The organism is Aliiroseovarius pelagivivens, assembly GCF_900302485.1.
In the GTDB taxonomy this organism is placed as follows: Bacteria; Pseudomonadota; Alphaproteobacteria; order Rhodobacterales; family Rhodobacteraceae; genus Aliiroseovarius; species Aliiroseovarius pelagivivens.
Genome location: NZ_OMOI01000002.1, coordinates 167,568 through 182,866 on the forward strand (window position 1 = coordinate 167,568; position 15,299 = coordinate 182,866).

The following is a 15,299-nucleotide window of genomic DNA, read 5'->3' on the forward strand; positions in this document are numbered from 1 at the left end:
TTGCCCGGTAAAATATCTGTATTCGTTGCCCGTTCACCTAAAGCCCCCTGCCCCAAAGGTCAAACCGTGGGGTGCCAAATCGAACCACTGTTCCCCTTTGGCACCTTGCGCCGATCGGAGCTGAGGGAAGAGCATTGACAAGCCCTGTAAATAAAGGGGAAAACCCACGGCGAACGGCGTGCGCGCCCACACAAGATCAAGGTTTTGAAAATGCACGATAATGCCGGCCAGAATGGCAACTTGGTTGCTGTTGTCGTGACATTTAACCGACTGGACAAGCTGAAGCTGACGCTGTCGAACCTGCTGAAGAACTCGCCTGCCGGGTTGGCCTCGATCGTGGTGGTAAACAATGCCAGCACCGATGGGACGGCGGACTGGCTGGCCACACAAGATGATCCGCGGCTGGATATCCTGACCAGTGCCACCAATCGCGGCGGCGCGGGTGGGTTCGAACAAGGGCTGCGCCATGCCCTGACCCAGCACAAGGCCGATTGGTACGTCGTGATGGATGACGACGCCTGGCCCGAGCCGGGCATGTTGGACAGTTTCATGGCAAGCGAACGCCCGGACGACACGGCTGTCGCGGCGGCGGTCTATTATCCCGATGGTCGCATCTGCGAGATGAACCGCCCGTCGGTAAACCCGTTTTGGTCGCCCCGTACATTCCTGCGCACACTGATCAAACGACGTGACGGCTATCACATCCCGCCCAGCGCCTATGAGGCCAAGGAACCGACCTCTATCGACCTGACGTCTTTCGTTGGGCTGTTCATCTCGAAGAAGATGTTGGACACGGTGGGGCTGCCCGATCCGGGGCTGTTCATCTATGGCGATGACGTGATCTATACGCTGGGCCTGCGCAAACGCGGCTTCAAGATCGACTTCGATCCGTCAGTCCGCTTCGTCCATGATTGTTCGACCTTCCAGAAGGACGAAAAGAAGACCTACAAGCCGCTGTGGAAAGTCTATTACGCCTATCGCAACGGTCTGATCATGTATCGCCGCGCGGCCGGTGTTTTCTTCTGGGCGCTTCTGCCCTTGCTGCTGGTGTCATGGAAGCGGGCTGCCAACCGCTATGGAAGCGACAAAGCAGCCTATGAGGCTCTGCGCCGCGCAGCGGTGTCAGACGGGCTGCGCCACCACACCTCGCGGACGCACCCTGAAATTTTGGAAATGACGAAGCATTAGGGCTGGATCTAATCGTCCAACCCGAACTTAGCCCTGAGACGCCGACGCAGCTTGCGCAACTGATAGAACGGGCGCTCAAGATCGCGAAGGCGTCTTGCGTGCTCGTTGGTCAGTTGATGTGAAAGATCGTCGATCAGTTTCTGCTGTTCGCCCACGATACGGCTGAGATAGAATAGGGCGTCCTGATTGCCGCTTTCGTAAAGCACGCCACCACCCACCGGGAAATCACCAAACAGCGCATCACGCCCCAAGGCCAGCTTCGCCAACTCGGCATTGTCGGCAGCACAGCGATCCAGAACTTTCTGGCGCAGCTCAGTCGACACGAAGCTGCTGTTCTTGTCGTCCAGCTCGGGCAAGTCGAAAGCCTCGAACACCTTACCAAATTCGACCGGACGTACCGGGCCTTCATGGGTGCCATTATGAAGGGCGTTCAAATAGCTTTGCGCCGGGCCAAGAGAGACGTTCTTTTCATGCGCTGCCTCGGCCGGGATCAGCTCGACCGGCAATCCGAACTGAGTGTACAAATACGGCACACTTCCGCCTGCGTTTCGCATCGCATCATAGGTCATGATCCGAATACGGTCGCCCCCCAGCTTGGACCACGCGCGATACTGACCAAGATAGTCCAACGCGTGCCAACTGCGATCCAGCCACGCTTCGGGCGCTTCGATCCCGCGCATTTCGCTTGTCTTGTGCTTCAATCCCCATTGGCGATAAGCGCTTTCGACCCAATCGTCCTGTCGACGGAAGCAAATTGCGATCTCGACCGCATCAAAGGCCTTGGAGTCCTTGATGAACTGATCAATGACATCAATGACATCTGACAAATTTGGGGCCATGCCGATGGCCTCGTTTGACCAAACGACGGTCGAAACATCGGGGGCAGAAAGCGCGGCTTTTTCAAGAGATTGAAGGGCCGCTGCCAGAAGTTCTGGATCGCGCGCATGGTACTGCGCCTCAAGCTCTTCCTCTTCAGGGACAGCGAATTTAAGCCGCGGCCCTGCGCAGATGAAGCCCGCCTCGAGCAGCGCGTCATAGCCATCGCGCATGGCATCCTGAAACGCAGTTGTTCCAGTTTTTCCCAGTCCAACGTGAAGGATCAGCTTTGTCATGTGTCGATCCTTACGGTGCCACGGCAAAAGTTGGCATGTCGGTCCCGTCGGCTACGGACTTGCGGAACATGTCAGCGGTGTCCAGTGCTTCGCGGATGGTGACGTCCATGTCGAGATAGCGATAGGTGCCCAGGCGGCCCACAAAGGTCACGTCCTTGGTGGTCTCGGCCAGCTCGACATAATCTGCCAGCAGGGCTTTCTCATCGACCTGACGGATGGGGTAATACGGAATGTCATCCGGTCCACAGGCGCGCGAGAATTCGCGATAGCAGACCGAGCCTTCGTGCTCTTCCCACGGGCTGAAATACTTGTGTTCGGTGATGCGGGTGAAGGGAACACCCTCTTCCCCATAGTTCATCACGGCACAGCCCTGATAGTCGCCATCATAGGTGAAGCGTTCAAAATCGAGCGTGCGATAGCCCAGACGACCCAGCTCGAAATCAAAGTACCCATCCAGCGGACCGGAATAGAACACGTGGTCATACTGGCCCGCCTCATCGCGGGTAAAACGGGTATTCAGGTGGACGGTGATCGAGGGATGATCCAGGATCTTCTCGACCATCTTGGTATAGCCTTCTTCCGGCATGCCCTGAAACTTGTGGAAGAAATAGTTGTCATCGTAGTTGAAGCGCACCGGCAGGCGCTTCAGGATGCTTGCGGGCAGCTCGGACGGCTGCATACCCCACTGCTTGATCGTGTAACCCTTGAAGAACGCCTCATACAGGTCCTTGCCTACAAAGCGCAGGGCTTGCTCTTCAAACGTCTTTGGATCCTCGATCGAGGTGTCGGCCTGTTCGCTGGTGATGAACTCCAACGCCTCGTCGGGACGCATGGAACGGCCAAAGAACTGGTTGATTGTATGCAAGTTGATCGGCAGCGAAAACACAGTGCCTTTCGACGTCGTTTTCACCCGGTTCTTGAACGGTAGGAAATTGGTGTGACGGTTCACATAATCCCAAACCTGTTCGTCATCGGTGTGGAAGATATGCGGCCCATAGACATGGACCATGATCCCGGTTTCGCCGTCTCGTTCGGTGTGGCAGTTGCCTGCGATGTGATCGCGGCTTTCTACGATGGTGACCTGATGCCCGTCTTCGGCCAGCTCGCGCCCAATGACAGCGCCGCTCAGACCTGCTCCGACAAGTAAGATGTTCATCGCAATCTCCAACCTAAATATCCCCGGCGTTGTTCCACATCACGGCTTTTTTGGCAAACGGGAATGGGTGTGCGGTGGTCGATTTCGCCGACTCGCAAAAAGCAAAGAGGCCGGCCACGACATGCGGCCAGCCCCTTTTCCAAATCCTATTGGATCAGATAAACGAGATATCGTCGACGAGGTCCAAAGCAGTGACAACACCCTCAACGGTCAGAGTGTCACCGTTGCTAAAGGTGATGACCGTGTTTCCGTTTACGATCGCGGCATTGTTCGTCAAAAGTTGCGTCGCATCGGTGACAGCCACAAGGCTTGCGTCGATTTCGATCGTATCACCTTCAACGCTGTCGAAGTCGGTGATCGTGTCATTCCCGGCATTGAACACAAAAACATCGGCGTCATCGCCGCCAGTCAAGATGTCATCGCGATTGCCACCCCGCAGGATGTCATTACCCGCGCCACCCTGCAGAATGTCATTGCCGCTTTGTCCATTCAGAGTGTCATTTCCTCCGCGGCCGACCAGAAGATCCGCTTGGCTTCCACCAGACAGCACGTTGTCTAGGCTGTTGCCATAGAGCTCATCTTCGCCTCCGCCAGTCTTGGCGTTCTCGATCCAAGTATTCAGTTCAATCTGGACGTTCTTAGTCTTGCCAAGCACGTTCGAAAACGCCCCGGGATCGAGATCGATAACCTGATCCTTTTTCGTCTTGGAAAAGTCCAGCGTATCGACGCCACCTTGATCAAAGATGGTTATGGCTCCCACTGGTTTGGTTTCGGCAAACAGTTTTACCGGTCCGCTGGCGTTTGAATCAAAGCCCCAGATGGTGTCCCCAGTATTTACCTGCTTCGCGCCAGTGGGCACACCGTACAGCTTGTGGATGGCGGCCAGATCGGCGGGCATCGGCGTCAGGATATAAGCAAAAGACCCGGTAATGTTCGGGTTCTCAGTTTGCGAGAAATAGGACATCACTGTCATTTGCCAGCTGTCATTCGAGAACCGCGCGTCCCCAGCAAAACCACCCGTACCGTTATAGTTACCAGCATGCCCCAGCCCAAGAGCGTGGCCAATTTCATGCAGAAATGTCTGATAACCATAGCTACCAAGCTCGAACGCCTCGCCCTTGTACCAGCTTTGGGGAATATTCACCTTCGCCTTAACAATGTCGCCACTCGAGTTGAACTTCGTTACCGCATAGGCCCCAGATTTATCCGCTTGGACAAACTTGATGTCTGCTTTGTTTGCTTTGGCCTTGGTAAAAGTAATTCCGGTGGCTGCGGACCATGCAGACAAGGCTTTTTTCGCAAACCACTTTCCGGCCTTGGAAAGATTCGAAACGTTGTACGTGAGGACGCGCCCCGGGCGCAGATCAAAGGATGCGTTTGCCGGCTCTCCGAAAAAGTTCGCAAAATCCACAGTCAGCTGTTTAACAAAGTCGCTGATCTCTCCGTATGGTTTCGCAGCGGCTTTGGGTTGTGCGGCAAATACCTGCTGGGGGAATTGGAAGCTGGTACTATGCATAGCCATCGTCATTACTGGCGTCTCCACTTATTGCCTGTTCGGCGTCCGGTTTAACTGGAACTACAATCAAAACAAGAATTAAGGCAACATGACGACACGGCACCGCCATCAATTGGGCAATTTGGCGCGCAGCCGTTAGGAAATCACTAAGATTCAATTACTCACAATTCCTAAACAAGTTCCTGACGACAGATAAACAGACGTTAACCCGCATCTAACACACTCGAAGGGCGTTCTTAACGCGTGGGTGAAATCGAGGGTGGTTGGGGTGACCATGTTGAGTTTCGCTGGCACCAGTTCTGGTGCCGGCCAGCAATACAGTTTTGGGATCACGGATCTTCGGATCGTCTGGCAAGGTGGCCAAGCCTGCCTTGTGTCAATCAGTGCATCTGCAAACGGATCTATGATCTATGCCGTCGACTCCGGTGGCGTGCTGACGCTGTCGGATCAGGTCTGGACAGGTGGAGGGGCAGTATCATCATCCACCCCGGTGCTAGAGAGCGTCGCGTACAATGGTGCTACCGTCCTGATGGCCTTCGGTCAAAGCGATTGGGCCATTGCCGGTCTAACGTTGGAACCCGGCGCTGAACTGTCGGCCCCGGTGTCGTATCAGTGGGGCCCAAACGGGGTTGGAATGCTGTCCGCCCTGCACGCCACTACGATCAACGGCAGCACGCATGTCTACGCGGCCAGCATGACGGGCACGGGTTTCTGCCACTACACAATAAATGGCAATAACGAATTCATATTGCAGGGAAATTATAGCCAATCAGGGTTTCTGAATGAACCGGACCTTGTCGATTTTGAGACGGTCGATTTTGGCACACATAAGGTTCTGATTTCCGCGTCTTCTTCCGGAGATGGGATCGCCAGCTATCTTCTGGATACAGCCGGCATCCCGACGCTGGTTTCAGAACACTCGGCCGATACGGTGCTGCCGGTTGGCACACCGACCAAGTTGGCGACCGGAATGGTCGGAAGTCAAAACTTCGTCATCATGGCCAGCGCAGGCAGTTCGTCCCTGACTGTGTTCGAAGTGACCCAGACCGGCACGTTAATCCCGGTTGATCACATCATAGACAACAAGTTCACACGCTTTTCGGATGTTACCGAACTGACGACGGTCGAACATGAGGGACGCCTTTATGTCATTGCGGGCGGTTCGGATGACGGGTTGTCTCTGTTCACGCTATTGCCTGACGGAGTGCTGGTGCATCTGGACACGGTCTGGGACACGAATTCGACTGCGCTTCAGAATGTCTCGGCATTGGATGCCGCTGTCGTGGCTGGGCAGATCGTGGTTTTCGCCACCAGCGAGACCGAGGTTGGGATCTCGCGTTTCACAATTGATCCAGACCCGGCAGGTGTGACGCTGACAGGCGGAATTTCCGGCGACATCCTAAGCGGTGGAGGCGACAGCGACATCATCCTTGGCGGGTATGGCGACGACACTCTGACAGGCGCAGGCGGCCGCGACATTCTAAGCGACGGCACAGGCGCGGACATATTGACCGGTGGAGCGGGGGCAGACCTTTTCATCCTGTGCAGTGACGGCAACTTGGACACGATCACAGACTTCGATCCGGGTCAGGATAAGCTGGACCTCAGCGGCTATCACATGCTGTACGACGCCAGCCAGCTTCAGGTCACCTCGACCAATTGGGGGGCGATCCTGAGCTATCAGGGCGAGGTATTGCATGTCTATCGCGCGGGCGGTGGGGCGCTGGACGCCTCTCACTTTCAGACAGGCGACATACTGACGCTGGATCGTCCGCCGAACGGCTTCAACTATTTCCCCGAGACCGTGAACGGCACCGCGGCTGACGACACAATCGAAGGCAATGCGGGCTTTGACACGTTGCATGGAATGGCGGGTAACGACGTCCTGCTGTGGTCGGGTGGCGGCGATCTGTTCTACGGCGGCGCTGGGATCGACACCGTCTCTTATGCGGCGGCCAACACCGGTGTCCTCGTCAATCTTCACACCGGCGAAACAGATCTAGCCGCTTGGGGCGAACAGTTTGACTCGATTGAGAACCTGATGGGGTCCGAGTTCGATGACGTCTTGGTCGGAGATGCCGGAAACAACCATCTGATCGGAGGCGCCGGGGACGACATCTTGTGCGGCGGTGACGGGCAAGACCGATTGGAGGGCGGCGCAGGGCTGGACAGCGTGAGCTTCGTCCTAAGCCCCCAAGGAATAACAATTTCACTTTTGACCGGAACCGGAGGAGACGGAGATATGTTGATTAGCATTGAAGGCGTAATCGGAAGCAACCATGCCGATGATATTACTGGGAACAACGAGGAAAACCGGCTGGCAGGTGGCGATGGTGCCGACACCTTGCGCGGTCTGGATGGCAATGACGAGCTTCTAGGAAACGAGGATGACGACACCCTGTACGGGAACGATGGGGACGACACCCTCGAGGGCGGTGACGGTGATGATACGCTGATCGGCGGCTACGGAGACGACATTCTTGATGGCGGAAACGGAAATGACACGCTGATCGGTGGCGAGGGGGCAGACCAGTTCATCGGCGGTGACGGGTTCGATACCGTTGATTACACCTCGTTGGGATCTGCCTTGGTTCTGGATCTGTTGACAGGGCTTCGGGCGGGCTGGGCGATTGGGGATCAGTTCACATCGATCGAGTCTATTCTGGCGACAGATTTCAATGACAATCTGGGGGGCTCTGATGACGCCGAAACGCTGTTCGGATACGGCGGGGATGACACAATCCGTGCAAATGGCGGAAATGATACCGTCGTCGGAGGCAACGGGGATGACCGCATTTGGGGCGGCACCGGAAACGACATCATCCAAGGCGATGCCGGCGATGATCTGCTTTACGGGCAAAGCGGGGATGATCGGCTGATCGGAGGGGACGGCGCTGACACCTTATATGGCGGTGGCGGCATCGATATCGCTGACTATAGCAATGTAACAGAAGGGTTCGTCTTCAACTTCGCCACCGGAGAGCGCACCGGCGCGGCCGCTTTGGATACCTTTGATTCCATTGAGGGAATTGCAGGGGGCTTCGGAAACGATACGTTGACGGGTGCGGCAACGGACGACGTATTGGAAGGCGGCGGGGGACGTGACCTGATCGACGGTGGCGCCGGGAATGACAGGTTGATCGGCGGAGGCGGGGACGACCGTTTCATCGCAGGCGACGGGGCCGATCTGTTCGATGGCTCATCGGGTGTCGATGTTGTCGACATGCGCGCCAACACTGCAGCCGCAACAGTGGATCTGACAGCGGGAACGGGCGATGGCAGCATGGCGGGCGACCAGTTTGCCAATGTCGAAAACCTGTTGGGGACGGGGTATGACGACAGGCTGATTGGGAATGCGGCAAACAACAGATTCGAGGGAAACAATGGCGCTGACACGCTGGCCGGGGCAGGTGGCAACGACATATTGCTTGGCGGCGGTGGCTCGGACCAGTTGACCGGCGGAAGCGGCAATGACCAACTGTCGGGCAACAGTGGAGGCGACACTCTTGGTGGCAGCGCCGGGCGCGACACCCTGCGGGGTGGCGGTGGAAACGATGTGCTGGATGGTGGTGCTGGACGTGATGTCATGTACGGCGGCACCGGGCGGGACACTTTCCTGTTCAACGACGGCGTGGATCGCATCCGCGACTTCAATCACAAGAAAGACACACTCCTATTTGACAGCGAGCTTTGGGGAGGCGGGCGCAAGTCGGTGAAAAAGATCCTGAAATACGCTGACATCAAAGGCAATAAAGCCGTGTTTGACTTTGGCGATGGGGACAAGCTGATCGTCAAAGGCGTCAGCAGCCTGTCACAACTAGAGGACAATATCGACTTCTACTAGGGTGCGTCATTTTAGGACGCTGGCACGAAGCAACGTACGCCTAAGTGCCAGCGCATTAACAATTTTCACCAATCACTCGGACGGGAATGACCTTTTTGCGGAGAGCCCCATGAGCCAGTCACCTGTCCTGTCCCTGCCCCTTATCCTGCCGTCCCAAGCGCAGAAGCACGTCACCCACAATGAAGCACTTCGGCTGCTGGATGTGCTGGTGCAACTGACGGTCCAAAGCGCAGATGACACCGCGCCCCCCGTCGCAGCAGTGGATGGGGACCGCCATATCGTCGCCAGCGGTGCAACCGGTGACTGGGCCGGACAGGATCACAACATCGCCCTGCTCGAGAACGGCACATGGCAGTTCTTTACCCCGCTGGAAGGCTGGCGCGCCGACGTCACAGCCTCAGCGGCACAGATGCGATTTGATGGCAGCATCTGGAGCGAGGTCACGCCCGATACCAACAACCTGAACCTTGTCGGCGTAAACACCAGCGCGGATGCCACCAACCGGCTCGCCGTGTCCTCGGACGCCACTCTTCTGACCCATGCGGGCACGTCACATCAACTGAAGATCAACAAAGCCAGCAGCGGCGACACTGGGTCGCTTCTGTTTCAGGACAACTGGTCAGGTCGCGCGGAAATGGGGTTGGCGGGGAATGATGACTTCTCGGTCAAAACCAGCGCAGACGGCTCTGTCTGGAACAACACCATCGTCGCCACGGGCGGCGGAGATGTAGGGATCGGCAAGACCCCCGATGCTAAGTTGGATGTAGATGGGGTGATGAAGTTGGCCCCGGTTCTGACAGCCAACCTGCCAGCTGCAGCGACGATTGGCGCAGGTGGGATCGCATTCGTGTCAGACGCCAGCGGAGGCGCACAGCTTGCCTACAGCGATGGCACGGCATGGCTGAAGATAGCGGACGGCACTGCGCTGTAAGCGACAGCGCCCAAGCGCTTACTGTCCGCGAATGCGGGCGGCGCGACGCCCTGGCAGCGGCAACAGTTTCGCCGCTGTCAGGTACAGCACGTAGATATCCAGCATCGGCGACTTGTTCCGGTGATAGATCATGTCCAGATGCGCCTTCCGCGGAATGCAGCGACGCACATAGACGTCTTCCGATTCCTGCTGGGAATTGCATTCCGCCAGCATCTTTTCTTCATGCGAATGGAAGATGATCGAGGCCATTCCGGTGATGCCCGGACGGTCCAGCAGAACCTGCTGATAGATCTCAGGGCAGGCGGCGACATAGCGTGGTTCGGGCGGACGCGGGCCAACAAAGCTCATCTCGCCTTTCAGTACGTTCCACAGTTGCGGAAGCTCATCCAGACGGTGGTTGCGCAGGTACCGACCCAGCTTGGTGATACGACCTTTCTTGTGTCCCCCGGTGATACCCACGTTTTCGTGCGCAGGCACCGTTCGCATGGTTCGGATCTTCATCAGGTCAAATTCCTGATCAAAGCTGGTGTTCCGGCGCGAGCGATAGATGAACGGGCGTCCATCCTTGACCAGCACCACGACATAAAGCACCGCAAGCGCGGGGATTACCGGCACCAGAAGCACAAGTGCCAACACGATGTCTAAAAGTCGTTTCAAACTTCGCCCGTTCCGTTTCTTGTCTGCCGCCTCCCAATTCTGGAAGGTTGCCTCAGTCAAGCCATTCTCCGGTGCCGAACCCGCGTCGCCCAACGGCACAATAGGCCGCGAATCCCGCACGCTTCGCATCCAATGGCGAATAGATATTACGCAGATCGGCCATTGCCGCAGTGTCCATACAACCGGCCAGACGTTTCAGGTCTAGCGCACGGAACTCGTTCCATTCAGTCAACAGCACAACCGCATCCGCATTCTCGGCAGCCTTATACGCATCTTCGAACCAATGTGCACCCGGCAAAAGTGCTTCGCCTTCTGCAAGGCCCTGAGGGTCCACCACGCGCACCGTAGCCCCCCCTCCGATCAGGGCCGGAACAATGGTCAGGCTGGGTGCATCACGCATGTCATCAGTGTTGGGCTTGAAGGTGACGCCCAGCACAGCAATCGTCTTGCCCGAAACCGACCCGCCACACATGTCGACCACCTTGTCGATCATCCGGCGCTTGGCGTCGTTGTTCACATTGATCACGGTTTCAGTGATCTGCATTGCCATACCGTTTTCTTGACCAATACGGGCCAGCGCTTTGGTATCTTTGGGGAAGCAGCTGCCACCATAGCCGGGACCGGCATGAAGGAACTTGTTGCCAATACGCCCATCCAGCCCGATGCCCTTGGACACCTGCTTCACATCCGCATCCACACGTTCGCAAAGCGCGGCAATTTCGTTCATGAAAGTGATCTTGGTCGCCAGGAAGGCATTGGCCGCGTATTTGATCATCTCGGCGCTTTCCAAATCGGTTGTCACGATCGGGAAATCACGCAAGAAAAGCGGACGATAGATATCAGCCATGACCTGCTCGGCGCGATCGCTTTCGACACCGACCACCACGCGGTCTGGCCGCATGAAATCATCAATCGCGGCGCCTTCGCGCAGGAACTCGGGGTTGGAGGCCACGTCGAATTCCAAGCTCGGATTGGTCTTGGCGATCACCTCGGCGACGCTGCGGTTGGTACCGACAGGCACGGTCGATTTCGTGACCACCACGGCATAATGGTCCAGCGAATCAGCAATTTCTTCTGCGGCTGCAAAGACGTATGTCAGGTCTGCATGTCCGTCTCCGCGCCGTGTGGGCGTTCCAACAGCAATAAATACAGCATCGGCGTCTGTTACGGCGTCTTTCAAATTCTCGGTGAAGGTTAAACGCCCTGCCTGGACGTTCTTGGCCATCAAATCTTCTAGTCCGGGCTCATAAATCGGAACCTTGCCAGCTTCGAGCATCTGGATCTTATTCGGATCCTTGTCGACGCAAACAACTTCATGTCCAAAATCAGAAAAACAAACCCCCGATACGAGCCCAACATAGCCCGTTCCAATCATCGCGATTTTCATCGGTCTTTTCTCTCATACATTTAAAAATACAGTATAACTTTGGTGCGGGAAACGCCGCGTCAAGTCAATGGAAAGCGCCATATAATTGCCCAGAAAAGGCCCCTCATTCCTCAATGACTTCTTCAATAATTACGTGTTATACGGGTAGCCACCACTCAGATCGGAGACAGAAATGCTGCGCCCCTTGTTGCCCTTCGTGTTGACGGCATGCCTTGCCATGTTTCTGTCGCCTGCTGCCGCCCAAGCGAAATGTTCGGTTCAGCGCGTGTCGGGTGAGGAGAAATCTATATCCCACAAGCAGTTAAACCAAGCGCTCCTGGATGCAGCAATACTGGCACAAGTGAACTTTTATCGGTGTAAACATGGCCTGTCGAAACTGACGCCAGCCGGTGGGTTGCGCAAGCAAGCCAGCAAGCACTCGGCGTGGATGGCACGGTCCGGAAAGCTTAGTCACAAGGCCACAAACGGGTCCTCCCGCAACCTAACCGGGCGGCTTAAGTCTTCGGGTCTGAGGTTCAAGACGGGCGCCGAAAACATCGGCGTCATGCGACTGTACAACCTCGACGGGCGCCGTTTTCTGATTCGGTCGTCGGGGAAGTGCGTGTTCACCACCCCAGCAGGCGAGCCCATTGGGCGGCATAGCTATCGCAGTCTGGCGAAGCTTGCGGTGCGTGAATGGATGGAGTCACCGGGGCACCGAAAGAACATCTTGCGCCGAAATCTGCGCCATACTGGAGCTGGAGGCGGAATTCGCCCCAACTCGCAGCATTGTGGTGCGGTTTTCCTTACCCAGATATTTCTTGGCTGATAACTGGGTATTGCAACACTGCCACAGGGGCTAAAACTTAGCCGGCATATAGACGCCGATCCAAGAATCAGACTTCCAATGCTGCCACTTGTGTGCGAAACAATCATGGACGGCTCGCTAGATCAGCGATGCCCGCTAATTAATTATGGAGTATGAAACATGAAAAAAGTCATGACCCTCGCCGCTGCTGGCATGATCGCCCTGACCGCCCCCGCTTTTGCTGGCGGCTACAGCGATCCCGTTGTTGAAGAAGAAATCGTAGTAGTTGAAGAAGCTGCAAGCTCGCTGGGCAACACCGGCGCAGCTCTGCTGGGCCTGGCCCTGGTTGCAGGCATCATCGCTGCTTCGGACTCGTCGTCGGACGACTAATACTGACTGCTTCGCAAGAAGCTTTCGGTTGAAACGGCAAGCCTTCGGGCTTGCCGTTTTTCGTTGGAGGGGACATGATTCTACCAAGGCGTGCACAGGCCGCTTTGTGACTTAAGATCATGTGACCGGAGACCTCTGACGTGAAAAAGATCGTTCCGATCATCCTAGCTGGCGGAATCGGAACGCGGCTTTGGCCCATTTCTCGGCAATCCTATCCCAAGCAGTTCAGAAAACTGGGGGCCGACGACAGCCTTTTTCAAGATGCGATCAAACGGTTTCAGGGTGCGCTATTCCACCGTCCAATCGTCGTGACCAACGATAGCTATCGCTTCCATGTGGTCGAGCAAATGGGAGAGATCGCAAGCCTGCCAGAGCAGATCCTGCTTGAACCCATTTCACGCAACACCGCACCCGCAGTTTTGGCCGCAACACTGGCGACGCTCGCCAAAGATCCTGACGCTGTTTGCGTGGTCACTCCGGCCGACCACCTGATGCCGGATCATGCGCAATTTGCCGCTTGTGTGTCCAAGGGACTAAGCGCTGTCCACGCCGGTCATATGGTGACATTTGGCATTTCGCCTAACCGTCCCGAGACTGGGTTTGGCTATCTGGAATTGACCAGCCCCCCCACCGCAGATCAAGAAACGGTCCGCTTGAAAAGCTTCACCGAAAAGCCTGACGTCGACGCTGCCGCACAGATGCTGGCAAGCGGACGTCACCTGTGGAACGCCGGGATCTTTCTGTTTCGCGCCCGCGACATGGTCGCCGCTTTCGAAAGCCATGCGCCTGCGATGCTGCCCCCAGTGAGGGCAGCCCTGACCGATAAAGAGCTGGATCTGGGTTTCACCCGATTGCCGCGCGATCACTGGTCTGCGCTGCCAGACGTGTCAATTGACTACGCCATCATGGAGAAGCAGCACGACCTGCATGTGGTTCCGTATGATGGGCGCTGGTCAGATCTGGGGGGCTGGCAGAGCGTCTGGCGCGAAGACGTGAACAACGCTGGTAAGGACGCGACTGTGACCCTCGGTGACAGCCATGCCATAGACTGTCAGTCGTCTCTGCTTATGGCCGAGCATCCGGATCAGGTGCTGGTTGGGCTAGGGCTCGAGAATGTGATTGCGGTTGCCACCAAGGACGCGGTTCTGGTTGCCGACAAAAGCCGCTCGTCCGATATTGGGGCGCTGGTCAAGGACTTGGCCCAGCGTGGCCACAAGCAGGCCCATACGATGCCGCGCGACTATCGCCCTTGGGGCTGGTTCGAGCAGTTGGTGGCCGGGCCGGGATTTCAGGTGAAGATCATCACTGTGCATCCGGGTGGGGTGCTGTCACTGCAATCACATGAGCGCCGGGCGGAACACTGGGTGGTGGTCGAGGGTTGCCCGACGGTGTCCATCGGACCGGACAGTTTCGAAGTCCCCGCAAACCAATCCGTTTACGTTCCCCTGGGCGCACAACATAGGCTAGAGAACAACGGCTCGCAGGATGTGGTGCTGATTGAAGTGCAGACCGGTGCCTATCTGGGGGAAGACGACATCACGCGCTATGAAGACGCCTATGCACGTACCTAGCGCATAGGCGGTTCCCGGTTACAGGCGCAGGTTCTGAATAGCCAAGCTGCCGATACGCTGACCAACCCATTGGCTGGATTTCAGCACGCGACCGGCACCATCCACCCAATAAATGTTGGTGAAAGAGATCTCATCCTTACGGCAGCTTTCCTTCAGGATGACGGCATTCGCATTGATTTCGCCCACGGCAACCTTTTCGGTGCCCGCGCGACGCAGCGAACAATTCAGCGACAATTCTGTCGTCTGCCCTAGATCGCCCAGATAATAATGCTTGCGGGTATAGTCTGCATCGCTGCGCGAGGTGATCGCTGCGACGGCTGCATCAATACGCGAGGACATCAAGTCTTCGCCCAGACCGCGCGTGTTGGACATAACCCCACGCTGATAGGTAATCCCCTGCCCCGGCGCGCTGCCCCAGGTCACGTGGTCGCCATTGCGGCCCACCGGGTTCATCGCCAGTACGGCATTGGTGTCCAGGCGAACAACGATGGCAATCGGGCCTTTGGTGGCTGACAGCGCCTTGGCAACAAGCACGTTGGGATCAGCAGGAGCTGCGGGCTGCTCGGTTGCGGCCTTCGCGCCGGACTTGCCACCCGAAGCTTTCGATGTGACCTTGCCAGTCGCCTGTTTAAAGAACCCTGCGGTTGCCTTGGACAACTCAATCTCTTGTGTGTCGGAACCGCAAGCAGTCAGACCCGCAACAGCGCACAAGGCTAAGCCTGCCGCGCGCAGCGGCTTTGTCAGATAATGTCCCAGCATG

At 56.7% G+C, this 15,299-nt stretch carries 12 protein-coding genes; 6 read left to right on the forward strand and 6 right to left on the reverse strand.

Annotated elements, in window-relative coordinates; genetic code table 11:
• The first annotated feature begins 210 nt into the window (after window positions 1-210).
• Complete coding sequence (locus ALP8811_RS13035; protein ID WP_108857697.1) at window positions 211-1,188, forward strand: glycosyltransferase; 978 nt, start codon at window positions 211-213, stop codon at window positions 1,186-1,188.
• 8 nt (window positions 1,189-1,196) lie between these two features.
• Here the strand turns inward: ALP8811_RS13035 and ALP8811_RS13040 are convergent, their stop codons facing one another.
• The 3 genes from ALP8811_RS13040 to ALP8811_RS16510 form a co-directional block, all read right to left on the reverse strand.
• Window positions 1,197-2,300, reverse strand: coding sequence for a hypothetical protein (locus ALP8811_RS13040; protein ID WP_108857698.1), 1,104 nt, complete (start codon window positions 2,298-2,300; stop codon window positions 1,197-1,199).
• 10 nt (window positions 2,301-2,310) lie between these two features.
• Window positions 2,311-3,456 carry a UDP-galactopyranose mutase gene (gene glf / locus ALP8811_RS13045; RefSeq protein ID WP_108857699.1) on the reverse strand — a complete coding sequence of 382 codons (1,146 nt, stop codon included), beginning with the start codon at window positions 3,454-3,456 and terminating at the stop codon, window positions 2,311-2,313.
• 154 nt (window positions 3,457-3,610) lie between these two features.
• The gene (locus tag ALP8811_RS16510) at window positions 3,611-4,984 is read right to left on the reverse strand and encodes a M10 family metallopeptidase (RefSeq protein WP_108857700.1); all 1,374 of its coding nucleotides are present in this window, start codon (window positions 4,982-4,984) and stop codon (window positions 3,611-3,613) included.
• Between the two features lie 262 nt (window positions 4,985-5,246).
• Between ALP8811_RS16510 and ALP8811_RS13055 the strand changes: the two genes are divergently transcribed.
• Window positions 5,247-8,816, forward strand: coding sequence for a calcium-binding protein (locus ALP8811_RS13055; RefSeq protein WP_108857701.1), 3,570 nt, complete (start codon window positions 5,247-5,249; stop codon window positions 8,814-8,816).
• Between the two features lie 109 nt (window positions 8,817-8,925).
• Entirely contained in the window at window positions 8,926-9,747 is an 822-nt protein-coding gene (locus ALP8811_RS13060) for a DUF2793 domain-containing protein (protein WP_108857702.1), read from the forward strand.
• A gap of 18 nt (window positions 9,748-9,765) precedes the next feature.
• Here the strand turns inward: ALP8811_RS13060 and ALP8811_RS13065 are convergent, their stop codons facing one another.
• Together ALP8811_RS13065 and ALP8811_RS13070 are read right to left on the reverse strand one after the other, a co-directional pair.
• Window positions 9,766-10,404 carry a sugar transferase gene (locus tag ALP8811_RS13065; RefSeq protein WP_245924663.1) on the reverse strand — a complete coding sequence of 213 codons (639 nt, stop codon included), beginning with the start codon at window positions 10,402-10,404 and terminating at the stop codon, window positions 9,766-9,768.
• 52 nt (window positions 10,405-10,456) lie between these two features.
• The gene (locus tag ALP8811_RS13070; RefSeq protein WP_108857704.1) at window positions 10,457-11,791 is read right to left on the reverse strand and encodes a UDP-glucose dehydrogenase family protein; all 1,335 of its coding nucleotides are present in this window, start codon (window positions 11,789-11,791) and stop codon (window positions 10,457-10,459) included.
• A 217-nt stretch (window positions 11,792-12,008) separates the two neighbouring features.
• Here ALP8811_RS13070 and ALP8811_RS16570 point away from each other — a divergent pair, with 217 nt between their 5' ends.
• The 3 genes from ALP8811_RS16570 (at window position 12,009) to ALP8811_RS13085 (ending at window position 14,539) form a co-directional block, all read left to right on the forward strand.
• A complete protein-coding gene (locus ALP8811_RS16570; protein ID WP_181363771.1) occupies window positions 12,009-12,599 on the forward strand; it encodes a CAP domain-containing protein in 591 nt (196 codons plus the stop codon).
• Between the two features lie 159 nt (window positions 12,600-12,758).
• Window positions 12,759-12,968, forward strand: a complete 210-nt coding sequence (locus tag ALP8811_RS13080; RefSeq protein WP_108857706.1) for a hypothetical protein — start codon at window positions 12,759-12,761, stop codon at window positions 12,966-12,968.
• A gap of 140 nt (window positions 12,969-13,108) precedes the next feature.
• Window positions 13,109-14,539 carry a mannose-1-phosphate guanylyltransferase/mannose-6-phosphate isomerase gene (locus ALP8811_RS13085; protein ID WP_108857707.1) on the forward strand — a complete coding sequence of 477 codons (1,431 nt, stop codon included), beginning with the start codon at window positions 13,109-13,111 and terminating at the stop codon, window positions 14,537-14,539.
• Between the two features lie 18 nt (window positions 14,540-14,557).
• On the opposite strand, the gene ALP8811_RS13090 is transcribed toward ALP8811_RS13085, so the two are convergent.
• Entirely contained in the window at window positions 14,558-15,298 is a 741-nt protein-coding gene (locus ALP8811_RS13090) for a YjbF family lipoprotein (protein WP_181363772.1), read from the reverse strand.
• Window position 15,299: the final 1 nt, after the last annotated feature.